The following is a 23,684-nucleotide window of genomic DNA, read 5'->3' on the forward strand; positions in this document are numbered from 1 at the left end:
AGGCGGTGGCGAGACGTACGTCGTTCCATTGCGCCGGTTGTGGGCGCCACCGACGAGCCTGAACTCCCCCGTATCGAGACCCAGGTCCTGCGCGACCCTCTGTGAGGGGAGCCGAACCGATGCCGTCGAGGCAATCAGGACTCGATGCGCCCCTCGACACGCCCGCGCGCAACCGCCAGCGTCCCCACGACGAAGTAGAACTCGGTCCCCGGGGGCAGCTTCGGCAACGCGACGGCTGGCCGGAGAAGTTCGAGTTCGACGACACCCGGGGCGGCCTGCGCGATCGACTGCCCGATCGAATGCGCGAGCGGCTGCGAAATCCGGCAGGTGAACCCTTCGCCGCCGACCAGCGCGATGCAGCCTCGCAATTGCGGATCGAGCGCAGGCGGATTGCCGGACACGGGCAGCGCCTCGAAGCTCACGCGCAACTGCGGCACGAACTCCGAGTTCCGCGGAAACCCCGGACTCGTGGACGGCCGCCGCCGGATCTTCCCGAGCAGGTGGCCGACGATCATGCCCAGCGTCGGCAGCCACAGCACGAGCATCAAGGTCCCGAGGTCGCGCGCGGTGGATGGATTCGGCGCGTAGTAGCGGATCACGCCGCCCAGGGTGGCAAGGACCATCAGGACGATGACGACGAGGCGCCGTCGATGCGGCGTGGCGACAAGAGGCATGCGCCCATTGTCCCCGACGCGAAGAAAGCGGCCTCGTTCAGCGCCCGAAGCTCACCACCGCCCGCCCCCGCACGCCCCCGGCGATCAGGCGATCGCAGTGCGCCTGCAGGTCCTCGAACGCGATCGTGTGGCAGATCTCGCGGGTGTGGCGCGGGCACAGGTCGCCGCCGGGCATCATGCGCTGCCACACGTCGCCCCGCTCGGGCACGGGATGGTTCCCGTTGACGCCGACGAGCTGCACGCTGCGCAGGATGAAGGGATAGATCGACGACGTGAAGGTCTCGCCGGCCGCATTGCCGAACGCGCAGACCACGCCGCCCTTCTGCACCGAGCGCAGCAGGTTGGCGAGCGGCTCGCCGCCCACCACGTCGATGGCGCCGGCCCAGAGTTGCTCTTCGAGCGGCTTGTCGCCGGTGGTGAGGCCGTCGCGGCCGATCACTTCCTTCGCGCCCAGCGACTTCAGGTACGCGTGCTCGGCCGTCTTGCCGGTGCTCGCAACCACGTGAAAGCCGAGGTTCGCCAGCATGTCGATGGCGAAGGACGAACTGCCGCCCGTGCCGCCGGTCACGACGATCTTGCCGCTGGCGGGCGTGACCCCGTGCTTCATCAGCGCGTCGATGGCCACGGCCGAGGTGTACGCGGCCAGCCCCATGCCCACCATGTCGAAGGTATCGCTGCCCTCCGGCACGCGGCCGAGCCAGGCGGCGGGCACGCGCACGTACTCGCTGTAGCCGCCGTCGCGGCGCATGCCGAAGTCGCGGCCGCCCTGCACCGTGACCTTGTCGCCGGGCCGGAACGACGGGTCGGCCGACTCGTGGACGACGCCGGCGACCTCGACGCCCGGCACGCACGGAAAGCGCGAGATGACGTTGCCGACGCCCGTGACGGCGCGCGCGTCCTTGTAGTTCACGGCCGCGTACTCGGCGCGAATGACGACGTCGCCCGCATCGAGGTCGTCGACCGTGTTCTCGACCATGCGGCTCACGCGCCGGCCGTCTTCCCTGTACAGGCGCAGTGCCTTGAATTTCATGAGCTAATCTCCTTCTGCCTGATCGCCCCCGCGGAAAGCAGGGCGTCGATCTCGTCGGCCGCGAAGCCGAATTCCGCCAGCACCTCGCGGCTGTGTTCGCCGATGCCGGGCGGCCCGCGCCGCACGCGCGACTGCGCGTCGCGGTCGCCGAACGCCGCGCCGGGCATGCGCACCGTGCCGGCATCGACGTTGCGCATCTCGACGATCACGCCGTTGTGCGCGAGCTGCGGCGAGGCCGCGAGCATGTCGTAGTCGGCGATGGGGCCGCAGATGATGTCGGCGGCCTCGAGCTTCTCCTGCCACGCCTGCGTGCCGTGCGCCGCAAGAAGCGCGGAGACGGAAGCCATCAACGCGTCGCGGTTGTTCACGCGGTTCGTGTTCGTCGCGAAGCGCTCGTCCGTTGCCAGCGACGCATCGCCAATCAGCTCGCAGAACTTCGGCCAGCGATCCTCGTGATACGCCGCGATCATGATCCAGCCGTCCTTCGTGGGATACGCCTCGTTGGGCGCCGAGTACGGCGCGGCGGAGCCGCTGCGGATCGGCTTGTCGCCCGTCGAGAAGTACGACGCCACCGCGGACTGCTGCAGCATCACCGCGCTGTTGAACAGGCTCACGTCGACGTGCTGCCCTTCGCCGCTCGCATCGCGCACGCGCAAGGCCGCCATGATGGCGCCCATCGCGATGTACGCGGTGGTGATGTCGACGGCGGGAACCGCCACCTTCATCGGCGCCGACTCCGCATCGCCGATGTTGCTCATGAGGCCGGACACGGCCTGGATGATCCCGTCGACGCCCGGCTTGTCGCGCCAGGGGCCGGTCTGTCCATAGGCCGAGACCGAGCAGAACACCAGACGCGGATTGACTCCGCGCAACGCCTCGTAGCCGATGCCGAGCCGGTCCATGACGCCGGGACGAAAGCTCTCCAGCAACACGTCGGACCTCTCGACGAGCCGTCGCACGAGCGCCGCACTCCCGGCCTTCTTCAGGTCGATGGCCAACGAGCGCTTGTTGCGGTTGAAGCTCATGGAGACGACCGATTCGCCGTTCTGCCAGGGCGGGCCGAGCTTGCGGCCGATGTCGCCACCGGGCGCCTCGATCTTGACGACGGTCGCGCCAAGGTCACCGAGCAGCATGCCGCAGGTGGGGCCCGCGCCCACCTGGGAGAAGTCGAGCACCGTCACGCCCGCGAGCGCGTCGTTCAGGGTCGCCATGGCTGCGCGGACCTCAATCGACCTTGATGCTGCCGATGTCCTTGAAGGTCTTCTGCCAGCGCGCCATGTCGCTCTTCATGAGCGCGGCCATCTGGTCGGGGTTCAGGTACTGCACGTCGAAACCCTGCGCGACGAGGCGGTCGCGCACGTCGGGCGACTGCAGCGTCTTCGCGATGTCGCCAGACAGCCGGTTGAGCACGTCGCGCGGCGTGCCCGCGGGCGCGAGGATCGAATACCACAGCGGCACCTCGAAGCCCGGCAGGCCCGACTCGGCAATGGTCGGGATGTTCGGCGCGGCCGACGAGCGCTTCGGCGTCGTGACGCCGAGCGCGCGCAGCTTGCCGGCCTTGATGTGCGGGTCCACCGACGCGAGCGTGGCGATGGCGCTTTGCACCTGGCCGCCCAGCAGGTCGGCGATGGCAGGGCCCGTGCCTTTGTAGGGCACGTGCGTGACGTTGATGCCCGCCGCATGATTCAGCACCTCGAAGGCGATGTGCTGGGGCGTGCCGCCGCCGGGCGTCGCATGGTTCAGCTTGCCGGGGCTCGACTTCGCGAGCGCGATGAACTCGCGCACATTGTTGGCCTGCACCGACGGATGCACGACCAGCACCATCGGCACCGACGCGGCCTGCGCGACCGGCACGAGGTCCTTGTCGATGTCGAAGGGCAGCTTCGCATGCAGGTACGGATTCATCGTGACCTGGTTCGATGCGATGACGATCGTGTAGCCGTCCGGCGGGCTCTTCGCCGCGAGGTCCGTGCCGAGGTTGCCGCCCGCGCTGGCGCGGTTGTCGATGAGGACGGGCTGGCCCAGCGCCTCGGCGAGCTTCGGCTGCAGGGCGCGCGCGAGGATGTCGTTGCCGCCGCCCGGCGGGAAGGGCACGATGAAGCGCACGGCCTTCTCCGGGAATTTCGATTGCGCGTGGAGCGTGGGTGCGCCGAGGGCGCAGACGGCGACCAGCGCCAGCGTTGTTTGCTTCAGGACGGTGTGGATGAGTTTCATGGAAGTGAAGTTCACGGATAGGCGGGCCGCGGAATGTCGAGCAGCGAGCCGAGCGTGCCATAGATTTCGCCGCCCAGGCGCAGCAAGGGATTCGCTGCCTTCGAATCGAAGCGGCCCTTCTCGTCGAGGAACTCGCGGCGCACATGCACGCCGACGACGCGGCCGATGATGACGGTGCTGACCGTCTTGCCCGTGGCGTCCGGGTCGAGGTCGACGATCTGGACGACGCGGCATTCGATGTTCGCCGGCGCGTCGGCGACGCGCGGCGGCCGCACCACCTGGCTCGGCGCCTTGCGCAGGCCCGCGAACTCGAATTCGTCCTGGCCTGTTGGCAGCGGCGCGGACGTCCTGTTCATGCGGTCGCGCAGGTCGTAGGCCACGAGGTTGTAGACGAACTCGCCCGTCTCCCGCACGTTGCGCAGCGTGTCCTTGGTCGCACGGTCCGCGGGCGGGTTGCACGCGAACATGAGCATCGGCGTCGTGACGCAGATCGCATTGAAGAAGGAAAAGGGCGCCAGGTTGACCTCGCCCGCGGCGGAGAGCGTGCTCATCCAGCCGATCGGCCGCGGCGCGACGATGGCATTGAGCATGGTCTTTGGAAAGTCCGCCGCCGCCATGAAGAGCGCATCGCCCTCCTGCGTTTCCACCGTCTGCGTCATGTCGCTTCCCATACACAATGCATGCAAAGCGCAGATTATGCGAAGTGGACTACGCGTCTTCGGCGCGGGTTTTCCCGCGAAGTCATCTCGCCGAGCCCTGATAAGGTTTCGAGTCTGTGCATGCATTGGGCCTGCCGTTGCGCCGCATTGCGCCTCACGAGGAATCCGCTTGAAACTCATCAGCTTTCGCCGCTCCGGCAGCGCATCTCGCGACGAATGGGGCGTCCTCGCGGACGACGGCATCGTGGTGCTGTCGGATGCCTGGCCCCGTCTGCAGGACGCACTGGCCACCGGCTTGCCCGCTATCGCGGAAAGCGCGAAGCGCAGCGGCGCCGCACGCGTCGCATTGGCGGACGTGCAACTGCTGCTGCCCGTCACGCAGCCCGGCAAGATCGTCTGCGTCGGCCTCAACTACCGCAGCCATATCGCGGAAGCCGGCCGCAAGGAATCGCCCTACCCCTCGCTCTTCATGCGGCACATCGGCTCCTTCGTCGGGCACGGCGGGCAGATGGTGCGGCCCTTCCTCTCGGAGCATTTCGATTTCGAGGCCGAGCTCGCCCTCGTCATCGGCAAGCGGGGCCGGCACGTCGCCGAAGCCGATGCGCGGGAGCACATCGCCGGCTACACCTGCGCGCAGGAGAACTCGGTGCGCGACTTCCAGAAGCACGGGCCGCAGGTCACGCCCGGCAAGAACTTCGACAACAGTGGCGTGCTCGGCCCGTGGATCGTCACCGCCGACGAGATGCCGCCGCTCGACCAGGTGCGCGTCGTCGGCCGGCTCAACGGCGAGCAGATGCAGGACGGCGCGGTGGCCGACCTCATCTTCACCGTTCCCTATCTCGTCTCCTACATCAGCAGCTTCATGACGCTCGAGCCCGGCGACATCATCCTCACGGGCACGCCCGAGGGCGTGGGGTCGGCCCGCAAGCCGCAGCTGTGGATGAAGGCGGGCGACACTTACGAAGTCGAGATCACGGGCATCGGCAAGCTCGCCGCCACCGTCGTCGACGAACCGCGCGAATCCGCGCGCACCTGAATCACGGACCCCACGAGGACACGCACCATGGCACATCGCTTCGTCGACATTTCCGGCGCCCCGCCGCGCGCGCAGAACGCATGGAAATCCATCATCGTCCCCGGCAAGGACATCGCGATGGAGGCCGAGCGCCTTGCCAGCGCGGGCAAGCCGGCCAACGGACGCCGCGGCTCGCTCATCGTGCATCCGATGGCGGGCGCGCCGGGCCTCGGCTTCACGCCCGGCATCGACGTCACCATCAACGTCGTGAATCCCGGCGAGCGCACGACCAACCTGCGCAAGAACTCGAACATGCTCGAGATCTGCGTGTCCGGCTCGGGCGTCGCCACGGTGTCGGGCCGCGACATCCGGGTCGAGAAGAACGACGTGTGGAACACGCCGTCGATGCAGATCCACTCGTACCGCAACGACGGGCAGACGCCGTGGGTGCGCCTGTCGTACTCCAACGCGCCGCTGCTGGAGAAGCTGGAGATCCACTTCGTGGAGGAGTTCGAAGGCGAGACGCCGCCGACCGACCGCTACACGCAGGCACGCGAGCGCGCCGAGGGCCAGAAGTCCGCGCGCGAATTCGCGATGCGCAAGCAGATCACCGACGAAGGCGCCTGGCTCTACGGCTACGAGTACCTGATCGACATCGACGTGATCGAGTCGAAGGCTCTGCACTGGCCCTGGGCGAAGGTCGCCGAGTACCTGCCCAAGGTCAACGAAATCGACATGAAGTACAACGGCCGCCGCCTGTACGTCCTCTACAACCCCGCGACGGAGCGGCGCATCGGCACCACGCACAGCTTCTTCGCCACGCTGTCGTCGACGCCGCCCAACAGCCACCACGTGCCGCACCGCCACAGCTCGGCGGCGATCAACTATTACCTGCGCGGCCACGGCTACAGCTTCGTCGACGGCGAGCGGATCACCTGGAAGGCCGGCGACCTGCTGCTGTCCGCGCCGGGCTGGGTCATGCATGCGCACCACACGGAAGACGAGAGCACCTCGGCGCTCACCGTGCAGGACCATCCGCTGCAGATCGCGATGGAGTCGCTGATCTGGCAGGAGCGGGTGGAGGAGCCCATCCTCGCGCTCGGCAGCCAGAAGGGCTTCGAGAGCAACATCGCGCAACTGGTGAAGGCCTGAAGCGATGATGACGCTCGAGTCCCCCGCCGCGCTGCGCGCCGCCCTGCGCGATCTGTACGAGGATTACGCCGCCACGCTCGACGACGTCGACCTCGAACGCTGGCCCACCTACTTCACCGAGGACTGTCGCTACCGCGTGCTCTCCGCGGAGAACTACGACGCCGGCCTGCCGCTGTCGCTCATCTACTGCGACGGCATGAACATGCTGAAGGACCGCGTGACGGCCCTGCGCGAAACGACGGTGTACGAGCCGCGCTTCCTGCGGCACTTCATCAGCAACGTGCGCGTGCGCTCCCGCGAAGACGGCATCATCAAGGCGACGGCCAACTTCATGATCGTCGAGAGCCTGGCCGACGACGAGCCCGCGCTCAATATGGTGGGCCGCTACGTCGACACGCTGGTCGAGACCGACGACGGCTTCCTCTTCAAGGACCGGTTCTGCGTGCATGACAACTACCGCGTGCGCAACTCGCTGATCATCCCTGTCTGACGCCGGAGCCGCCATGGACCTCACCACTTCTTCCGAAGTCGCCTGCCCCGCCACCGCGCAGGAGCCGCAGCCCCAGCCGATCGCCGTGCGCCGCAAGTGGCCCGAAGAGGGTTACATCCGCGTGCCGAACTGGGTCTACACCGACCCGCATCTCTTCGAGCGCGAGATGCAGCAGTTCTTCGCAGGCGACACCTGGAACTACATCGGCCTCGAATGCGAGATCCCCGAAGTCGGCATGTACCGCCGCAGCTGGATCGGCACGCGGCCCGTCATCATGGTGCGCGACAAGACCGGCGAGATCAACGTGCTCGAGAACCGCTGCGCGCACCGCCAGGCGCTCATCTGCTGGAACAACGGCGGCAAGGTGAAGGACTTCACCTGCCCCTACCACCAGTGGAACTTCGCGCTCGACGGCAAGCTGCAGGGCCTGCCCTTCAAGCGCGGCGCGCTCGGCAAGGGCGGCATGCCCGCGGACTTCGACATGGCGGCCAACAGCCTGAAGAAGCTGCGCGTGGTGAACCGCGGCGGCTCGATCTGGGCGACCTTCTCCGAGACGGCGCCGAGCTTCGAGGACTACTGCGGCCCGCTCGTGCTCGCCGAGGTCGACCACATGTTTCCCGGCCGCAAGCTGCGCCTGCTGGGCTACACGCGGCAGCTCATTCCGGCGAACTGGAAGACCTACCTCGAGAACCTCAAGGACCCCTACCACGCGACGCTGCTGCACACCTTCTACATCACCTTCGGCCTCTGGCGCGCGGACAACGGCGCCGACTGCATCCCGCAGGGCGGCGGTTCGCACAGCGTGATGATCTCGAAGAACCAGGGCAAGAAGACGTCGGAGGCCACGCCCGAGATGGCTAACTTCCGCGGCGAGTTCGAACTGCTCGACAAGGAAACTGTCACGCCGCGCAGGGAGTTCAACGAGGGCCGCGTCGGCGGCGCGTGGGTCTTCCCCGCGGCCAACCTCGGCATCCAGGCGAACACGCTGAAGATGCGGCACGTGATCCCCAAGGACCCGAACTCGTTCGAGCTCGTGTTCACGCACTACGGCTTCGAGGACGACGACGAGGAGATGCAGCGCCTGCGCCTGAAGCATGCCAACCTCCTCGGCCCCGCCGGCTTCGTGTCGATGGACGACAGCGAGATGCTGAAGATGGTGCAATCGGGCGCGCGGGGCTACCCCGACCGCCGCGGCGTGATCGAGATGGGCGGCAAGGACATCGAGCCGGCCGACTACATGGTCACCGAAGTGATGATCCGCGCCTTCTGGGCGTGGTATCGGAAAGAGATGGATCTTTGAGCGTTCTTCCTCGTCAGACAACACAGCACCGGAGACACAGACCCATGAATTTCGCCCGCACCGCACGGACCCTGGCCCTCGGCCTGTTCGCCATCGCCCCCGCGCTCGCGCCGCTCGCGGCCTCCGCGCAGGACTACCCCAGCAAGCCGATCCGCTTCATCGTGCCGGGCGCGCCCGGGGGCTCGCCCGACGTGTTCGCCCGCGTGCTGGCGGAGAAGCTGCAGCCCATCCTGAAGCAGCCCGTGCTGGTGGAGAGCCGTCCGGGCGCGGGCGGCCTGATCGGCGTGCGCACGATGGACACCGTGAACGACAAGCACGGCATCATGATGATGGTGACCTCGGTGGCCGCCGTGCTGCCCGTGATCAACAAGGAGGCCAACTTCGACGTGCTTCGCGACATGACGCCCATCGTCAATCTCGGCTATACGCCGATGATGGTGGTCGCCTCGCCGTCCACGGGCGTGAAGACGCTGGCCGAAGCCGTGGCCTGGTCGAAGAAGCAGGCGGTGCCGCCGGTTTTCGCGCACGCGGGCCCGGGCACGATGTCGAACCTCTCGCAGGAACGCACCGCCAAGATGTCGGGCATGAACTACCGCTCGGTCTCGTTCGGTTCGCCGGCCAAGACGCTGACGGCGCTCGTGGGCGGCGACGCGCATTTCTACGCGGACGCGGCGAGCGTGATGACGCCGATGATCCAGGGAAACCGCGTCGTGCCGCTCGCCGTGCTCGGCCGCGACAAGCTGTATGGCCAGGAGAACGTGCCGATCGCGCGCGACAGCATTCCCGGCCTCGAGGCCGTGGGCGCCTTCGGCATCGTCGGCCCGAAGAATCTCACCGCGGCGGAAGCAGGCATTCTCTCGCGCGCCTTCCTCGAAGTGCTGAAGCAGCCCGACATGGTCGCGCGCGCCCGCGACCTCGGCATCTACCTCGAACCGGGCGACTCGGCGTCGTACTCGAACACGCTCAAGCAGGAGCAGCAGGTGTGGGGCAAGGCCGCGGCCGAACTCAACCTGCAGACGAAGCAGTAAGCGAAACGAAGGCGGCGCACCGGTGGCATCCCAGATCGAGCGCATCGCCGGCGAGTTGCGCGGCCAGATCGTGTCGGGGCAGCTCCTGCCCGGGCAGCGGATCTTCGAGGTCGACTTCGCGGCCGCCTTCAAGGTCTCGCGGACGCCGCTGCGCCTGGCGCTGTCGGAGCTCGAGAAGGAGGGCCTGCTCGAGCGGCGCTCGTCGCGCGGCTACAGCGTCAAGACCTTCTCGGTCGACGAGATCATCGGCGCGGTGGAAGTGCGCGGCGCGCTCGAAGGGCTGGCCGCGCGCGTCGCGGCGGAGCGCGGGCTCTCGGCCGCGCATCACGCGGCGCTGGCGCAGTCGGTGGCCGACGGCGCCGTCTTCATGGCGCAGGTGCGCGCGAGCACGCTCTTCGGCGAGTCGCTCGAACGCTGGCGCTCGATCAACCTCGTCTTCCACCGCACGGTGCTCGACGCGTGCGGCAACCCGGCGCTCTCGGCGGCCGTGGCGCACAACAACCGTATTCCCTTCGCTGGGCCGGGCGCCATCGCGTTGCCGGCCGTGCCCACCGAGATCGACGTGCAGTCGATGCGCCGCGCGTTCTCGGACCACGAGGACCTGTTCTCCGCGCTCGTGAACCGCCAGCCGGTGCGCGCGGAAAGCATCATGCGCGAGCATGCGTACCGCAGCGGCGAGGCGAAGCGGCGTTCCATCGAGGCGCTCGCCGCCTCCGGCCTGCTGCGCAAGGCCGCCTGATTTTCAACCTTTCGTTCATTTTCTTTCGGAGTCTCCATGGCCTGGCACCGGTGCGCGAAGCACGAAGACATCTGGGACGGCGGCGTCCTCGGCGTGGTGGCCGAGGGCGTGCCCATCGCCCTGTACCGCATCGACGGCAACGTCTACGCCACGAGCAACATCTGCACCCACGCGACCGCGGCCATGTCCGACGGCTTCCTGGAGGGCGACTGCATCGAGTGCCCCTTGCACCAGGCCGTGTTCCACGTGCCGACGGGCGAGGTGCGCGGCGGACCGGCCGACGAGCCGCTGAAGACCTATCCGGTGCGCGTCGAGGGCGACGACGTGCTCGTGGATCTCGATCCGGCCTGAGCCGCGCCTTAAGAACTTCGGTTTTCCAGGAACGATCATCCCGAATCTTCTGCTTTTTCTTTCTCGATTCGCGCGTTAAGTTGCGTGCTCGCATTCCTGCGACCGTGGAGTAGACATCAATGAAAATCGCAACCGCATTCCTTGCCGCCGTGATGGCGGTCGGCATGGCCACCTCGTTCGACGCAGAAGCCGCCAAGCGCCTGGGCGGCGGTAAATCGAGCGGCATGCAGCGCCAGCAGACGACGCAGCCGGCCGGCTCGCCGGGCTCGCCCGCCTCGCCGTCGCAAGCCGCACCCGCCACGGCCGGCGCCGCCGCCGCTGCCGCACCCGCGGCCGCCGCCGCCAAGCGCAGCTGGATGGGCCCGCTCGCCGGCCTCGCCGCCGGCCTGGGCCTGGCCGCCCTCGCCTCGCACTTCGGCTTCGGCGAGGCGCTCGCCAACTTCATGCTGTTCGCGCTGCTCGGCGTGGTGATCCTCGCCGCCGTCGCGTTCTTCATGCGCAGGCGCGCGGCGAACGCCCAGTCGGGCGGACCGGCGTATGCCGGCGCGGGCGCCGGGGGCATGGGCAACAACACGCTGCGCTCGGGCCTCGGCTCGCAAGGCGGCAACGAAGGCGCCGCGTCGGGCGGCGCGGGCTCCGGCCTGCGCATCGGCTCGGGCCTGGCGCCGGTCACCGCGGCATCGGTCGGCACGGCCGGCACGATTCCCGCCGACTTCGACGTGCCGGCGTTCGTGCGCAACGCCAAGTCGCAGTTCATGGCCCTGCAGGCCGCGAACGATGCGGGCGACCTCGATCGCCTGCGCGACTACCTGACGCCGGAGATGTTCGACGCCATCGCCGCGGACGTGCGCGAGCGCAATGGCGCGACGCAGCATACCGAGGTGTTCGGCCTCGAAGCGAGCGTCGTCGAGGTGGTGGAGGAAGCCGACCGCTACATCGTCAGCGTGCGCTTCACCGGCAGCACGCGCGGCGAGCACGGCGCGGTGCCGGACGACCTCGACGAGATCTGGCACCTCGTGAAGCCGCGCGCCGGCTTCGGCGGCTGGGCCATCGCCGGCATCCAGCAGGTCACGGCGCAGTAAGGCGCCGACGCGCGCCGGCGCTCAGTGCGCCGGATGCGCGTCCACCAGGCGCTGCACCAGCGGATGCTGGATGCGGCGCTCGGCCGTGATCAGGTAGAAGGCCTCGACGAGCTCGCGCGTTTCGCCGATCTGCACGAGTTCGCGGCCGGCCAGCAGCTCGTCGCGCGCCCACACCGACGCCGGGAACGCGCCCATGCCGCTGCGCCCGAACGCAACGAGCAGCGCACTGTCCTCGAACTCGCCCGCGATCCGCGGGCGAAGGTCGTTGCGTTGCAGCCATTGGTCGATGCGCGGGCGCACGGCCGTGTGATCCGTCGGCAGCAGCATCGGCATGTCCGCCAGGCACTCGGGAAAACGCAGCTTGCGTTTGCCGGCCATGGCCAGCGGCGCGAACCACGCGAGCGGCGCTTCGCCGATGCGCCGGCTGTACAGGCGCAGGTTGGGGTTGGCCGGGGCGGCCCGGTCGGACAACAGCACGTCGAGCCGATGCAGCGCGAGGTCGGCGAGCAGGCGGTCGAATTCGTCCTCGTGGCACAGCAGGCGCGTCTTCGCGTCTTCCACCACGGGCTGCAGCAGGCGCCGCACCACGAGCTTCGGCACGCCGTCGGAGATTCCCATTCGCAGGCGCAGCGCCTGGCCCTCGGCGGCATCGCGCACGACCGCCGCGAGCTCCTCGCCGAGCTGGAAGATCTGGTCGGCCAGGTCGAGCGCGGCGCGGCCCGCCTCGGTCAATGCGATGCCGCGCCCGGCGGGCTTGAAGAGCGCATGGCCCAGCGAATCCTCGAGCGCGCGCACCTGCGCGCTCACGGTCTGCACCGCCATGCCCAGCCGCTCGGCGGCGCGCATCATGCCGCCTTCTTTCGCGACGACCCAGAAGTAGTGGAGGTGGTGGTAGTTGAGCGGAGCGGCCATGCCGGCGAGTGTGCATGAACCGCCGCGGCGCGCGTGCCGCCTACTTCACCGCCTCCACGATCTTCTGCCACGTGACGAGGTCGCGCGCGAGATAGGCGCGGAACTCCGCCTGCGTCATGCGCATCGGCTCGTTGCCCATGTCGATCAGGCGCGGGCTGAGCGCCGCGATCGTCTCGCCGATCGCCGTGTTGAGGCGCGCGACGATCTCGGGCGGCGTACCGGCGGGCGCCACGAAGCCGTAGAAGGGCACCACGTCGTAGCCGGGGAAGGTCTCGGACACCGTCGGCACGTCGGGCAGCTTGGCGATGCGCTGCGCGCTGCTCACGGCGATGATCTTGATCTTGCCGGTCTGCACCGTCGGCGCGGTGGCCGCCACGCCGCCCAGCGCCATGTGGACGTCGCCGGCCATCAGGCCCTGGAAGATGCCGCGGCCGCCGTAGGTGATGTGCGTGATGTCGGCCTTGCCCAGGCGCACCATCCACTCGGTGGCCATGCCGCCGAACGTGGCCGGGCCGGCGGATGCATAGTTGAGCTTGCCCGGTTGCGCCTTCGAAAGCGCCACCAGCGACTTGAGGTCGTTCACGCCCAGCTGCGTGCCGACCACCACCACCATGGGCACCCGCACCATGGGCGCGATCGGGATCAGGTCCTTCTGCGGATCGTAGGGCGTCTTGATGCCCGCGGTCGTCTGGTTCAGCGAATGCGAGCTGCTGATCACGCCGATCGTGTAGCCGTCCGGCGGCGCCTTGGCCACGATGTCGGGGCCGATCGTGTCGTTGCCGCCGGGGCGGTTGTCGATGACGAAAGGCTGGCCCAGCCGTTTTTCGATCTCGGGCGCCATCAGCCGCGCCACCAGGTCGGCGCCGCCGCTGACGGCCTGCGGAATGACGAGCCGGATCGGCTTGGCCGGCCAGGCCTGCTGGGCGTGCGCGCCGCTCGCGGCGAGCAGGAGCGCGGCGAGCGCTCCCAGGGGCTTGAAGAAAGGCATGCGGTCTCCTCTTGATGGGTGGCGCGATCGTCGCGCGGACCGGCGGATGCGTCCATCGTCCGAAGCGATGAACCGCAAGCGTCGCACGTTCGCCGCCACTCTTAGAATGGCCCGGCCTCCTTCCGCCGCGCCCCGCCGCCTCCATGTCGACCTCGCCTCCCGAATCGCCCATTGCGCCCGAGCCCGCGGGAACACCCGCGCAATCGCATGCGGGCAAGTTCGACCTGCCGGGGCATGCCGCCTCGGTGGTTCGCCGCGAGGACATCCGCGCGCAGGTCGAACGCGCGGGCGCGGCGAAGCTGCTGCTCGTGCGCGCACCCGCCGGCTTCGGCAAGACGACCGTGCTGCGGCAGATCCACGAGCAGTTGCAGGACGCCGGCGTCGCCACCGCGTGGATCACGCTCGACGCCGCCGACAACGACATGCCGCGCTTCCTCGACTGCCTGGCCGAGGCCGTGGGGCGATTGCAGCTTGCCGATGGCGGCCGGCCGGAACGCGATGCCGATGCGGTCGCGTTGCTGGAACGCGAAGGTTCTCCCTTCGCCCTCTTTCTCGACGAATTCGAGGCGCTGCAGTCGCCCGCCGTCCACGCGCTGCTGCGCGAGATCGTCGACCGCCTGCCGCGCGGCGGGCAGCTCGTGATCGGCTCGCGCAGCCTGCCCGACCTCGGGCTCGGGCGGCTGCGCGTGCGGGGCCAGCTGCTGGAGATCGGCGTCGACGCGCTGCGCTTCAGCCCCGCCGAGACGCGCGACTTCCTTCGTATGCGCGGCGTGGCGGAGCTGCCCGCGGACGTGCTGGCGACGCTCCAGGATCGAACCGAGGGCTGGGTCGCCGCGCTGCTGCTCGCCGCGATCGCGCTCGATCGCGACGAGGAGCCGGCGCAGCTCGTGCGGCGCCTGTCCGGCACGGGCGGCGCGCTGGCGGAGTACCTCGCCGAAGACGTCCTGCGCCGCCAGCCGCCGGAGGTGCGCGACTTCCTGCTGCGCACCAGCATCTTGCGCCGGCTGGCGCCGTCGCTGTGCGGCGCGCTGCTGCCCGGTGTCGACTGCGCGCGCATGCTCGAAGGCCTGCATGCCTCGAGCCTGTTCCTGCTGCCCATCGACAGCGAAGAGGCCGAGCCGCATTACCGCTTCCACAGCCTCTTCGCCGCCTTCCTTCGCGCGCAGCTCGCGCGCGAATTTCCGGGCGAGGTGCGTCGCCTGCACCTGGCCGCGTCGGCCTGGTACGCATCGGCAGGCCGGCCCGTGCCGGCTATCGACCACGCCATCGAGGCGGGCGAGTATCCGCATGCGATGGTGCTGCTGGAGCGGCATGCGCAGGACTTCCTGGAGCAAGGCCGCATGCGGCTGCTCGCGCGCTGGTTCGCAGCCATTCCGCGCGACGTGCTGCGCCGCCATCCGCCGATGCAGGCCATGGAGATCTGGGCGGTGCTTCTCACGCAAGGGCCGGCCGAGGGCGCCGCCCAGCTGGCGGCCAGCGGAATCGCCGCGAGCGCGGACCCCACCATCGCCGCGCATGTGAACGCGCTGCAACCCGTGCTGCAGGCGATGCAGGACCGCTACGACGAAGCGCATGCGATCGGCCGCGCGGGCATGGCCCGCCTGCCGACGGTGGTGGCCTTCGCCGACACCGTGCTGACCAACTGCATGGCCCACGTGACCGCGGTCCTGGGCGAGCTGCACGAGGCACGGCGCCTGCTCGACTCGGCGCGCAGCGCGCAGTACGGCAGCGTGTTCAACCGCATGTACGCGGAGTCGACGGCGGGCATGCTCGACTTCGAGCGTGGCCTGCTGCGCCAGGCCCTCGCGCGCTTCCGGCTGGCGGTGGACGCCGGCCCGCGCACCGGCGCCTACAGCCACACGGGCGGCAATGCCTGGGCCGGCGTGCTGTACGCGAGCGCGATGTACGAGGCCGACGAACTCGAAGCGGTGGAGAGCCTGCTTCACGTCTATCTGCCGCTCGCGCGCGACGTCGGCATGCCGGACCACATGATCGAGAGCTACGCCATGCGCTCGCGCCTGCTGTTCCGCCGCGGCGACGTGGACGGCGCCTCGCGCGTGCTGACCGAGCTCGAGACGCTCGGCCACCTGCGCAAGCTGGCGCGCGTGGTGGCGTCGGCGCGGCTCGAACGCGCCTCCATGCTGATGCGGCAGGGCAACGCCTTCGGCGCCCGCGACGAACTCGAGCGCGCCGACGACCCGGCCGTGTGGGAGCGCGTCGCGCGTCAGCGGCTTCCGGCGCACGAGCTGTTCGATCTCGGCATCGTCCGGTTGCGCTGGGAGGTGCAGTTCGGCGATGCCGCCGCGGCCGCCCGCGGCATCGCGGCGCAACTCCCCGCCGTGCACGCGCAGTCGCGCATGCGGCGTGGCCGCAAGCTGCGGGTGCTGCTGGCAATGGCGCAGTGGCGCTGCGGGAGTTTCGACGCCGCGCGCGCGACGCTGGCGGAGGTGCTGGTCGAAACGAGCCGCGAAGGGTCGCTGCGGCTGGTGCTCGACGAGGGGCCGGGCGTCGCCGGTCCGCTGCAGGCGGTGCTGCAGTCGCTGCGGCTTTCCCCCACCGCCGTCGACCCGGTCCTGCTCGAACACGTGCAGCGCCTGCTTGCCGCGTTCGGCGCGGACGCGGCGCCGGCCGGCGGCAACGCACCGCAGGCCGCCCCCGCCGGGTCATGGCAAGGCGAGCCGCTGACCCAGAAGGAGATGCGCGTGCTGAAGCTTCTGGCGGAGGGCTACTCGAACGCCGCGATGGCCGAAAAGCTGTTCGTCGCCGAATCCACCGTGCGCACCCATCTGCGCAGCATCAACACCAAGCTGGCCTCGCAGAACCGCACGCAGGCGGTATCGATCGCGCGGCGTCACGGGCTGCTCGGCTGAGGACGTCGACAGTCGGGCTCAGCCCCGCGCAGCGCCCCCGGGCGTCGCGCTCCATGCGTCCAGCACGGACTCCACGCTGTCGCTCGCGCCGGCGCGCGGATGCGCCGCCGGCGTGCGCGAGAAGCGCGGCGCGGGCGCCGGCTGCACCACGCCGTCGAGCGTGACGAAGGTGCTCCGCGCGCGGTTGTGCGGATGCTGCGGGGCTTCGTCGAAATCGAGCACGGGCGCGAAGCAGGCATCGCTGCCTTCGAGCAGCGCGCACCATTCGTCGCGCGTGCGGGTGCGGAACATGTCCGCGAGCCGCAGCTTCATCATCGGCCACTGGGCACGCTCCATCTGGGCGGCGGCGAAGGCCTCGTCGAGCCCGCACAGCTCGCACAGGCGGCGGAAGAACTTCGTCTCGAGCGGGCCGATGGCGACGAAGCGGCCGTCCGCGCAGGCATACGTGTCGTAGAAATGCGCGCCGCCATCGAGCAGGTTGCCGCCGCGCTCGCCGCCCCACTCTCCGGCTGCCTTGAGTCCGTAGAACATGGAGGACAGCAGGGCCGCGCCATCGGTCATCGCGGCGTCGACCACCTGGCCCTGCCCCGAGCGGCGAGCCTCGTGCAGCGCCGCCAGCAGACCCACCGCCAGCAGCATCGCGCCGCCGCCGTAGTCCCCGACGTAGTTGAGCGGCGGCGGCGGCGGCTCGCCCGCGCGTCCGATCGCGTGCAGCGCGCCGGTCAGCGCGATGTAGTTGATGTCGTGGCCGGCCGCGGCGGCCAGCGGCCCCGTCTGGCCCCAGCCGGTGATGCGCCCGTAGACCAGGCGCGCATTGCGCGCATGGCACTCGGCCGGACCCAGCCCCAGGCGTTCCATCACGCCGGGCCGGAAGCCCTCGACCAGCAGGTCGGCCTTGCCGATCAGCGCCAGCGCGGCCTCGCGCGCGGCGGACTGCTGCAGGTCGAGCGCCAGCCGGCGCTTGCCGCGCGCGGTCACACCGCCGGGATCGGGCGGCGCGCCGGGTCGGTCGATGACCACCACCTCCGCACCGAGGTCGGCGAACAGCATCCCGCAGAACGGCCCGGGTCCGAGCCCCGCCATCTCCACCATTCGCAATCCATCCAGAGGTCCCGCCATGCCGTGCTCCTGCGTGCCTTGCCGCTGCGTTCGCCCCGATGGTCGCCGCGCGTGGCGTGCGGCGCCATCGTCCGAACCGACATTTTCGACGCGGCGCTCACGCATCCGCGCCGCGCGCCCCGATCCGTCGGATCGGACGATGGCCCCGGCCGCCGGCCCGGGCCTAGACTGCGCACACCCGATGAGATGAACATCGTCTTCAACGCCCTGCGAGGTCACCGATGAGTTCCCGACTGCTCTCTGCCACCTACTGGCGCGCCAGCTGGGTGCGCTTCCGCGAACCCGTGCGCGAGTTCGCGAACTGCGAGCCCGTGCTGCTGAACACGCACGACGGCGTGCAGGTGCGCGGCCTGCACTGGACGCCGCGGAACAACCCGCGGCCGAAGGTGGCCGTGATCGCCGCCCATCCGCGCGTCGACTTCTCGCAGCACTACGCCTTCCCCGCGCTGCTGCGGGCCGGCTATGCCTGCGTGGGCGCGAACCTGCGGTCGCTGAACAACGACCTGAACTGCGTCCACGAGCAGTTGCTGATCGACCTGGCCGCCTACGTGAACTGGCTGCGCAACGACTGCGGGGTCGAGAAGGTCGTCTGGCTGGGCAACTCCGGCGGCGGCTCGCTCGGCTGCTTCTACCAGCAGCAGGCCAAGGCCGCGCCTTCCGCGCGATTGAAGCGCACGCCCGCGGGCCGGCCGGTGCCGCTCGCGGACATCGCGATGCCGCCCTTCGACGCGATGATGATCACGGCCGCCCACATCGGCCAGGGCCTCGTGCTCAACGAGACCATCGATCCCTCGGTGGTCGACGAGAACAAGCCGCTGCTGACCGACGCCTCGCTCGACATGTACAACCCCGAGAACGGCTACCGCGACGCGCCGCAGTGGACGCACTACGACCCCGAGTTCCTGCGCCGCTACCGCGCGAAGCAGCTCGAGCGCATCGCGCGCATCGACGCGATCGCGCATGCGCTCATCGCCGAGCGGGGCCGCGCGGAAGACCTGTGCAACTGGCCGGGGTTCGAGAACGCGCCGCTCGCTCAGCAGCGCGCGGCGATGCAGCAGGCGACCTTCGTGCCCGTCATCACGACCTATCGCACCATGGCGAACCCGCACTACGTCGACAACACGATCGACCCGAGCGAGCGCGGCTACGGCAGCCTGTTGAGCGACCGGCCCGACATCATGAACTTCCAGCTGCTCGGCTTCGGGCGGCTGCAGACGCCCGACGCATGGCTGTCGACCTGGTCCGGCCTGAGCAGCAACGCGAGCATTCCGAAGACGGCCGCTTCGGTGACGGAACCCGTGGCCGTGGTGCATGCAGGCCGCGACCTCGACGTGTACCCGAACACGCACACGAAGGTCATCCTCGACACCCTGGGCAGCCGCGACAAGACGGTGTTCTCGTTTCCGCACCGCCTGCACTATTTCGAACCGGACGGCGACGAACCGCAGAACGCCGGCGCGCTCGAACAGATGGCGAAGCTGGTGCCCTGGCTGCAGGAGCGCTGCGCGCCATGACGACTGCCGCAACCACTGCCGCCCGTCCGGTCGCGTCCACCATGATGGACGACGAGCTGTCGCTCAACCACCTGCTCGAGCGCGCCGGCCGCCTGTTCGGCGAAAGCGTCATCGTGTCGCGCCTGCCGGACAAATCGCTCGTCCGGCACACCTACGCGCAGTGGTACCAGCGCACGCGCGCGCTCGCCGCCGCGCTGCAAGGCCTGGGCATCGCGAAGGGGGACCGCGTCGCGACCCTGTGCTGGAACCACCACGCGCACCTCGAGGCCTACTTCGCCGTGCCGGCGGCCGGCGCGGTGCTGCACACGCTGAACCTTCGGCTCGCACCGGCGGAGATCGGCTGGATCGCCGCGGACGGCGGCGCGCGCGTGCTCGTGGTCGACGACATCCTGCTGCCCCTGTACCGCCAGTTCGCGCATCTGCACCGCTTCGAGCATGTGGTGGTGTTTCCGTTCTCCGGCGCGCCCGTGGACCCGGAGTTCCACGACTACGAGCGACTGCTGGCGCAAGCCGACGGCGAAGGCTTCCGCTACGTCCCGCACTTCGAGCGCGACCCCGTGGCCATGTGCTACACCTCGGGCACCACGGGCCAGCCCAAGGGCGTGGTCTATTCGCACCGCTCGGCGCTGCTGCACACCTTCACGGCCAGCCTGCCCGACTACTGGGACCTGCGCGGCGTCGATGTCGTGCTGCCGGTCACGCCCATGTTCCACGCGAATTCCTGGGGCATCCCGTACGGCGCCGTCATGCTCGGCTGCAAGATGGTGTTCCCCGGCCCGCACCTGCATGCCGAGGACCTGATGGACCTCATGACCGAGGAGCAGCCGACCTTCTCGCTCGGCGTGCCGACGATCTGGCTCGGCATCGCGCAGACCTACGCGGCGGCGCAGGAGCCGTCGCATCCGCATCACGGCCGCTGGCGGCTGCCGCGCGGCATGCGATCGATCGTCGGCGGCGCGGCGGTGCCCGAGTCGCTCATTCGCGCGCTCGACGCACTCGGCCTCGGCATCGTGCAGGGCTGGGGCATGACCGAGACCTCGCCGCTCGCCACCGTCTCGTACATCAAGCCCGAGCTTGCCGGCGCCTCGCCGGACGAGCGCTATCGCCGCACCGCGATGGCCGGCGTGCCCCTGCCGCTGGTGCGGCTGCGGCTGCAGCGGGACGACGGCACGCTGGCCGACTGGGACGGAAAGTCGCCCGGCGAGATCCAGGTGCGCGGCCCGTACGTGACGGGCGCCTACGCGGGTGTCGGTTCGCCCCCGGACAAGTTCACGTCCGACGGCTGGCTGCGCACCGGCGACGTCGGCACCTGCGATGCGCACGGCTACGTGCGCCTGACCGACCGCACCAAGGACCTGATCAAGTCGGGCGGCGAGTGGATCAGCTCGGTCGACCTGGAGAACGCATTGATGGCGCACCCCGCGGTGGCCGAGGCCGCCGTGATCGCGATCCCCGACGAGAAGTGGAGCGAACGGCCCCTCGCCTGCGTCGCGTTCCGTCCGCAGCGCAGCGCGGAGCCTGCCGAGCTGCTCGCGCATCTGGCGCAGCACGGCTTCGCCAAGTGGCAATTGCCGGATCGCTACGAGATCGTGGAGGCGATTCCGAAGACGGCGACGGGGAAGTTCTGGAAGGTGCGGCTGCGGGAGATGTTTCCGCGTTGAAGGGCGGTACAGGACTTGCTTGGGGAATTGCGCTGCGATTCAAACATGCAAACACCTCGGCTCTTCCACTTCTCCGCCGGTCCGCTCGGCCCCTGGCACATCGAGCAGGTGCGCGCCGTTCGCGGCGACGCGCTGCCGGCCGCCGAGCGGCTCTCGGTCCACACGAACGCGACCAGCCTGCCCGGAGCGAGCTGGACCCTTCGCGGCATCACGAGCAACGAGCGCTACGTCGAGCGTGCGGAACGCGTTCAGCTCGTGTCGGTGCAGGAAGGCCTGGGCCGCCCGCACGCGACGTGCGCCGCGCTGATCCCGATTCGCAAGAGCGCCGCATGGTGGCAGCTCACGCAGGACGAGCGGCGCGCCATCTTCGAGGCGCAGTCGCGGCACACGGCCATCGGCCTGCGCTACCTGCCCGCGATCGCGCGGCGCCTGCACCACTGCCGGGACCTGGGCGACTCGGAGTCCTTCGATTTCCTGACCTGGTTCGAGTTCGCTCCCTCGGAAGCGCCCGCGTTCGACGAACTTCTGGCGGCGCTGCGGGAAACGCCGGAGTGGGCATTCGTGGAACGCGAGGTGGAGGTGCGACTCGTCCGGGATGACGTTGGGGTCTGAGAAGCCCTGTTGCCTCACAGCGCCACCGACACCCCATCGGCCAGAAAATCGTAGACGGCGCGGATCCGCCGGTTGCTCCGGATCTCCCGATGCACGACCAGCCACAGCGGCAGCGCGGGAATCCTGAGCATCGGCAGCAGCCGCACGACCTCCGGGTCGTCGCGGGTCACGTAGTCCGCCACGAAGCCGATGCCCAGGCCGGCGCGCACGAGCTGCCAGTAGGCGATCAGGTCGTCGGTGCGGGTGGCGAACGCCTCGCGCCTCACGGCAACTCCCAAGGCCGCGAAGCCGTCGATCATCTCGGTGGAACGGTCGGCGCCCACCAGCTCGTGGGCCAGCAGGTCGCCGGGCTCGCGCGGCGTGCCTCGGCGACGCAGGTAGTCGCGGTGGGCACAGGCGCTGAAGGTGACGCGGCCCAGCCGGCGCGCGACGAGGCTCGCCTGCGCGGGCTGCACCATGCGCAGCGCGATGTCGGCCTCGCGCTGGAGCAGGTTGCTCACCGCATTGCTCGCGACCAGCTCCACCTGGATCTCGGGCAGCGCGAGGCGCAGGCGCGCGAGGATGGGCGGCAGCAGCCAGCAGGCGACTGGGTCGCTGGCGCTGATGCGCACCGTGCCCTCGAGCGCGCTGGCGCCGCCCGTGGCCTGATGCGCGAACTCGCCCGCGCTCGACTGCATGGCCCGCGCCGCCGCCGCGAGCGCGAGCGCGCGCTCCGTCGGCAGCAGGCCGCGGCCGGTGCGCTCGAAGAGCACGCAGCCCAGTTGCTCTTCGAGCAGGGCGATGTGCCGCCCGAGCGTCGGCTGGCTGCCGCCCAGGGCGCGGGCCGCGCCGAGCAGGCTCCCATGGTCGAGGGCGGCCAGGAACGAGGGGACCAGGTTCCAGTCGAAGGGTGTATTCATTCCTGCATAGGTGCTGTGCGGCGGTAGGCAATTGTCGAATAGCGCGCGGCTTTCCACAATCCGCTTCACCTTCAACGAACGAGGATCGCATCATGGAACGCAGGAACTTCATCCGGCTGGCGGGCGGCGGCATCGTCGCCGCGGCGGCGGCCGGCGCGGCGGGCGCCTTCGCCCTGAGCCCCGCCTATCCGGCCGAGGCCATCGAGGCATGGCAGGGCCCCCTCAGTGGCGAGACCGATCCACGCCGCCGCGCGCTGGCCTACGCCATCACCGCGCCGAACCCGCACAACCTGCAGCCCTGGATCGCCGACCTGCGGACGCCGGGCGAGATCACGCTGCACACGGACCCCAAGCGCGTGCTGCCCTCGACCGACCCGCAGGGCCGCCAGATCCTCGTCGGACACGGCGCGTTCATCGAGCTTCTGGCGATCGCGCTCGCGCAGCAGGGATTGCGTGGCGACGTGGAGATGTGGCCGCAAGGCGAGTTGCCCGCCGCGCTGGACGCCTGGGACGCGCGCCCGGTCGCGCGCATCCGCCTGGGCGCCCGCGGCGATGGCGGCGCGCCGGACCCGTTGTTCGCGCAGATCCTGCGCCGCCACACACCAAAGGTGGACTTCGACACCACGAAGCCCGTGAGCGGCGCGACGCTGGCAGCCCTGCTGGCCGGTGCCGGCCGGGGCGTCCGTTGCGCAGGGACGGTGGACGCCGACGCGCTGCCGCCGCTGCGCAAGTTGTGCTGGGACTCGGCGGTGGTCGAACTCACGACCGCGCGGACGGTCATGGAGAGCGTGCGGCTCACGCGCATCGGCCCGGGCGAGATCCTCGCGCATCGCGACGGCATCTCGATCAACTCGGCCCTGCCCCGCATCGCCAGCGCGCTGGGACAGTTCGACCGTTCCGCGCCGCCGCTGCCCGGCAGCCCCGGCTACACGCAGATGATGGCGCGCTTCGCGGGCCACAGTCGCACCGCCATGGGCTTCGTCTGGCTGTCGACACCCGGCAACTCGCGCACGCAGCAGGTGGAGGCGGGACGGGCCTACGTGCGCCTGCAACTCAAGGCCACCGAACTCGGGCTCGGCGTCCATCCCATGAGCCAGGCCCTGCAGGAATTCGCGGAGATGCGTCCGCACTACGAGCAGGTCCACCGGGCACTGCTGGGCAGGGATGCACCGAGTTCGGCGGGCGACGAGACGCTGCAGATGTTCTGCCGGATCGGGTATCCCGGCGATGCCGTCGTGGCGACGCCGCGGCGCGCATTGCGACAGTTCGAGCGGGCTTGACGCTGCGGCAGCCCGAGCCTCTGTTGGGTGTTGCTCTTGCCGAGGCTTGCGGCCTTTCCCAAGGCTTGGGCGACGGACTCACGCGCGAAATCGGC

Annotated in this window: 22 protein-coding genes; 13 read left to right on the forward strand and 9 right to left on the reverse strand. The window is 69.8% G+C overall.

Annotation, left to right across the window (positions count from 1 at the left end; genetic code table 11):
- Nucleotides 1–134: 134 nt before the first annotated feature.
- From AB7E83_RS03045 to AB7E83_RS03065, 5 genes are read right to left on the reverse strand one after another with little or no spacing between them, the layout of a single operon-like run.
- The gene (locus AB7E83_RS03045) at nucleotides 135–674 is read right to left on the reverse strand and encodes a hypothetical protein (RefSeq protein ID WP_428565281.1); all 540 of its coding nucleotides are present in this window, start codon (nucleotides 672–674) and stop codon (nucleotides 135–137) included.
- A 37-nt stretch (nucleotides 675–711) separates the two neighbouring features.
- Nucleotides 712–1,704 carry an acryloyl-CoA reductase gene (locus AB7E83_RS03050; protein WP_428565283.1) on the reverse strand — a complete coding sequence of 331 codons (993 nt, stop codon included), beginning with the start codon at nucleotides 1,702–1,704 and terminating at the stop codon, nucleotides 712–714.
- Entirely contained in the window at nucleotides 1,701–2,915 is a 1,215-nt protein-coding gene (locus tag AB7E83_RS03055) for a CaiB/BaiF CoA transferase family protein (RefSeq protein WP_428565285.1), read from the reverse strand. The genes AB7E83_RS03050 and AB7E83_RS03055 overlap by 4 nt, the downstream gene beginning before the upstream one ends.
- A 13-nt stretch (nucleotides 2,916–2,928) precedes the next feature.
- Nucleotides 2,929–3,918 (reverse strand): Bug family tripartite tricarboxylate transporter substrate binding protein, encoded by a 990-nt coding sequence (locus AB7E83_RS03060; RefSeq protein ID WP_428565287.1) that lies wholly within the window; start codon nucleotides 3,916–3,918, stop codon nucleotides 2,929–2,931.
- Between the two features lie 11 nt (nucleotides 3,919–3,929).
- Nucleotides 3,930–4,577, reverse strand: a complete 648-nt coding sequence (locus AB7E83_RS03065; protein ID WP_428565289.1) for a flavin reductase family protein — start codon at nucleotides 4,575–4,577, stop codon at nucleotides 3,930–3,932.
- A gap of 169 nt (nucleotides 4,578–4,746) precedes the next feature.
- On the opposite strand from AB7E83_RS03065, the gene AB7E83_RS03070 reads away from it, so the two are divergent.
- The 8 genes from AB7E83_RS03070 (at nucleotide 4,747) to AB7E83_RS03105 (ending at nucleotide 11,734) form a co-directional block, all read left to right on the forward strand.
- Nucleotides 4,747–5,613, forward strand: a complete 867-nt coding sequence (locus tag AB7E83_RS03070) for a fumarylacetoacetate hydrolase family protein (RefSeq protein ID WP_428565291.1) — start codon at nucleotides 4,747–4,749, stop codon at nucleotides 5,611–5,613.
- Nucleotides 5,614–5,640: 27 nt separating this feature from the next.
- Nucleotides 5,641–6,744: a cupin domain-containing protein gene (locus AB7E83_RS03075; RefSeq protein WP_428565293.1), complete on the forward strand. Its 1,104-nt coding sequence runs from the start codon at nucleotides 5,641–5,643 to the stop codon at nucleotides 6,742–6,744.
- A gap of 7 nt (nucleotides 6,745–6,751) precedes the next feature.
- On the forward strand, nucleotides 6,752–7,234 hold the full coding sequence (locus AB7E83_RS03080) for an aromatic-ring-hydroxylating dioxygenase subunit beta (RefSeq protein ID WP_428565295.1): 483 nt from the start codon (nucleotides 6,752–6,754) through the stop codon (nucleotides 7,232–7,234).
- 13 nt (nucleotides 7,235–7,247) lie between these two features.
- Nucleotides 7,248–8,534: an aromatic ring-hydroxylating dioxygenase subunit alpha gene (locus AB7E83_RS03085; RefSeq protein ID WP_428565297.1), complete on the forward strand. Its 1,287-nt coding sequence runs from the start codon at nucleotides 7,248–7,250 to the stop codon at nucleotides 8,532–8,534.
- 44 nt (nucleotides 8,535–8,578) lie between these two features.
- Nucleotides 8,579–9,562, forward strand: coding sequence for a Bug family tripartite tricarboxylate transporter substrate binding protein (locus tag AB7E83_RS03090; protein ID WP_428565298.1), 984 nt, complete (start codon nucleotides 8,579–8,581; stop codon nucleotides 9,560–9,562).
- A 22-nt stretch (nucleotides 9,563–9,584) separates the two neighbouring features.
- The gene (locus tag AB7E83_RS03095; protein WP_428565300.1) at nucleotides 9,585–10,301 is read left to right on the forward strand and encodes a GntR family transcriptional regulator; all 717 of its coding nucleotides are present in this window, start codon (nucleotides 9,585–9,587) and stop codon (nucleotides 10,299–10,301) included.
- Nucleotides 10,302–10,337: 36 nt separating this feature from the next.
- Nucleotides 10,338–10,652, forward strand: a complete 315-nt coding sequence (locus AB7E83_RS03100) for a non-heme iron oxygenase ferredoxin subunit (RefSeq protein ID WP_428565302.1) — start codon at nucleotides 10,338–10,340, stop codon at nucleotides 10,650–10,652.
- Between the two features lie 119 nt (nucleotides 10,653–10,771).
- The gene (locus AB7E83_RS03105) at nucleotides 10,772–11,734 is read left to right on the forward strand and encodes a Tim44 domain-containing protein (protein WP_428565303.1); all 963 of its coding nucleotides are present in this window, start codon (nucleotides 10,772–10,774) and stop codon (nucleotides 11,732–11,734) included.
- 21 nt (nucleotides 11,735–11,755) lie between these two features.
- Here the strand turns inward: AB7E83_RS03105 and nhaR are convergent, their stop codons facing one another.
- Together nhaR and AB7E83_RS03115 are read right to left on the reverse strand one after the other, a co-directional pair.
- A complete protein-coding gene (gene nhaR / locus AB7E83_RS03110) occupies nucleotides 11,756–12,646 on the reverse strand; it encodes a transcriptional activator NhaR (RefSeq protein WP_428565305.1) in 891 nt (296 codons plus the stop codon).
- Nucleotides 12,647–12,686: 40 nt separating this feature from the next.
- Nucleotides 12,687–13,634, reverse strand: a complete 948-nt coding sequence (locus AB7E83_RS03115; protein WP_428565306.1) for a Bug family tripartite tricarboxylate transporter substrate binding protein — start codon at nucleotides 13,632–13,634, stop codon at nucleotides 12,687–12,689.
- Nucleotides 13,635–13,777: 143 nt separating this feature from the next.
- On the opposite strand from AB7E83_RS03115, the gene AB7E83_RS03120 reads away from it, so the two are divergent.
- On the forward strand, nucleotides 13,778–16,504 hold the full coding sequence (locus tag AB7E83_RS03120; RefSeq protein WP_428565308.1) for a LuxR C-terminal-related transcriptional regulator: 2,727 nt from the start codon (nucleotides 13,778–13,780) through the stop codon (nucleotides 16,502–16,504).
- Between the two features lie 18 nt (nucleotides 16,505–16,522).
- Here AB7E83_RS03120 and AB7E83_RS03125 read toward each other — a convergent pair whose 3' ends face one another.
- Nucleotides 16,523–17,623: a CaiB/BaiF CoA transferase family protein gene (locus AB7E83_RS03125; protein WP_428565310.1), complete on the reverse strand. Its 1,101-nt coding sequence runs from the start codon at nucleotides 17,621–17,623 to the stop codon at nucleotides 16,523–16,525.
- A 221-nt stretch (nucleotides 17,624–17,844) separates the two neighbouring features.
- Here AB7E83_RS03125 and AB7E83_RS03130 point away from each other — a divergent pair, with 221 nt between their 5' ends.
- The 3 genes from AB7E83_RS03130 to AB7E83_RS03140 are packed head-to-tail and all read left to right on the forward strand — an operon-like array spanning nucleotide 17,845 to nucleotide 21,410.
- Nucleotides 17,845–19,137, forward strand: coding sequence for a hypothetical protein (locus AB7E83_RS03130; protein WP_428565312.1), 1,293 nt, complete (start codon nucleotides 17,845–17,847; stop codon nucleotides 19,135–19,137).
- On the forward strand, nucleotides 19,134–20,798 hold the full coding sequence (locus AB7E83_RS03135) for a long-chain-fatty-acid--CoA ligase (RefSeq protein ID WP_428565314.1): 1,665 nt from the start codon (nucleotides 19,134–19,136) through the stop codon (nucleotides 20,796–20,798). The genes AB7E83_RS03130 and AB7E83_RS03135 overlap by 4 nt, the downstream gene beginning before the upstream one ends.
- Nucleotides 20,799–20,843: 45 nt before the next feature.
- A complete protein-coding gene (locus AB7E83_RS03140; protein ID WP_428565315.1) occupies nucleotides 20,844–21,410 on the forward strand; it encodes a chlorite dismutase family protein in 567 nt (188 codons plus the stop codon).
- Between the two features lie 14 nt (nucleotides 21,411–21,424).
- Here the strand turns inward: AB7E83_RS03140 and AB7E83_RS03145 are convergent, their stop codons facing one another.
- Entirely contained in the window at nucleotides 21,425–22,309 is an 885-nt protein-coding gene (locus AB7E83_RS03145) for a LysR family transcriptional regulator (protein ID WP_428565317.1), read from the reverse strand.
- A 92-nt stretch (nucleotides 22,310–22,401) separates the two neighbouring features.
- On the opposite strand from AB7E83_RS03145, the gene AB7E83_RS03150 reads away from it, so the two are divergent.
- Nucleotides 22,402–23,589 carry an Acg family FMN-binding oxidoreductase gene (locus AB7E83_RS03150; protein ID WP_428565319.1) on the forward strand — a complete coding sequence of 396 codons (1,188 nt, stop codon included), beginning with the start codon at nucleotides 22,402–22,404 and terminating at the stop codon, nucleotides 23,587–23,589.
- The last annotated feature ends 95 nt before the right edge of the window (nucleotides 23,590–23,684 follow it).

It is taken from the genome of Ramlibacter sp. (assembly GCF_050250995.1).
Taxonomy (GTDB): domain Bacteria; phylum Pseudomonadota; class Gammaproteobacteria; order Burkholderiales; family Burkholderiaceae_C; genus Ramlibacter.

Coding starts and splice junctions, on each gene's coding strand:
- AB7E83_RS03045 (WP_428565281.1), bottom strand. CDS start 674: ATGCCTCTTGTCGCCACGCCGCATCGACGGCGCCTCGTCGTCATCGTC.
- AB7E83_RS03100 (WP_428565302.1), top strand. CDS start 10,338: ATGGCCTGGCACCGGTGCGCGAAGCACGAAGACATCTGGGACGGCGGC.
- AB7E83_RS03105 (WP_428565303.1), top strand. CDS start 10,772: ATGAAAATCGCAACCGCATTCCTTGCCGCCGTGATGGCGGTCGGCATG.
- AB7E83_RS03085 (WP_428565297.1), top strand. CDS start 7,248: ATGGACCTCACCACTTCTTCCGAAGTCGCCTGCCCCGCCACCGCGCAG.
- AB7E83_RS03145 (WP_428565317.1), bottom strand. CDS start 22,309: ATGAATACACCCTTCGACTGGAACCTGGTCCCCTCGTTCCTGGCCGCC.
- AB7E83_RS03115 (WP_428565306.1), bottom strand. CDS start 13,634: ATGCCTTTCTTCAAGCCCCTGGGAGCGCTCGCCGCGCTCCTGCTCGCC.
- AB7E83_RS03130 (WP_428565312.1), top strand. CDS start 17,845: ATGAGTTCCCGACTGCTCTCTGCCACCTACTGGCGCGCCAGCTGGGTG.
- AB7E83_RS03075 (WP_428565293.1), top strand. CDS start 5,641: ATGGCACATCGCTTCGTCGACATTTCCGGCGCCCCGCCGCGCGCGCAG.
- AB7E83_RS03140 (WP_428565315.1), top strand. CDS start 20,844: ATGCAAACACCTCGGCTCTTCCACTTCTCCGCCGGTCCGCTCGGCCCC.
- AB7E83_RS03090 (WP_428565298.1), top strand. CDS start 8,579: ATGAATTTCGCCCGCACCGCACGGACCCTGGCCCTCGGCCTGTTCGCC.
- AB7E83_RS03060 (WP_428565287.1), bottom strand. CDS start 3,918: ATGAAACTCATCCACACCGTCCTGAAGCAAACAACGCTGGCGCTGGTC.
- AB7E83_RS03125 (WP_428565310.1), bottom strand. CDS start 17,623: ATGGCGGGACCTCTGGATGGATTGCGAATGGTGGAGATGGCGGGGCTC.
- AB7E83_RS03120 (WP_428565308.1), top strand. CDS start 13,778: ATGTCGACCTCGCCTCCCGAATCGCCCATTGCGCCCGAGCCCGCGGGA.
- AB7E83_RS03055 (WP_428565285.1), bottom strand. CDS start 2,915: ATGGCGACCCTGAACGACGCGCTCGCGGGCGTGACGGTGCTCGACTTC.
- nhaR (WP_428565305.1), bottom strand. CDS start 12,646: ATGGCCGCTCCGCTCAACTACCACCACCTCCACTACTTCTGGGTCGTC.
- AB7E83_RS03150 (WP_428565319.1), top strand. CDS start 22,402: ATGGAACGCAGGAACTTCATCCGGCTGGCGGGCGGCGGCATCGTCGCC.
- AB7E83_RS03080 (WP_428565295.1), top strand. CDS start 6,752: ATGACGCTCGAGTCCCCCGCCGCGCTGCGCGCCGCCCTGCGCGATCTG.
- AB7E83_RS03135 (WP_428565314.1), top strand. CDS start 19,134: ATGACGACTGCCGCAACCACTGCCGCCCGTCCGGTCGCGTCCACCATG.
- AB7E83_RS03065 (WP_428565289.1), bottom strand. CDS start 4,577: ATGACGCAGACGGTGGAAACGCAGGAGGGCGATGCGCTCTTCATGGCG.
- AB7E83_RS03050 (WP_428565283.1), bottom strand. CDS start 1,704: ATGAAATTCAAGGCACTGCGCCTGTACAGGGAAGACGGCCGGCGCGTG.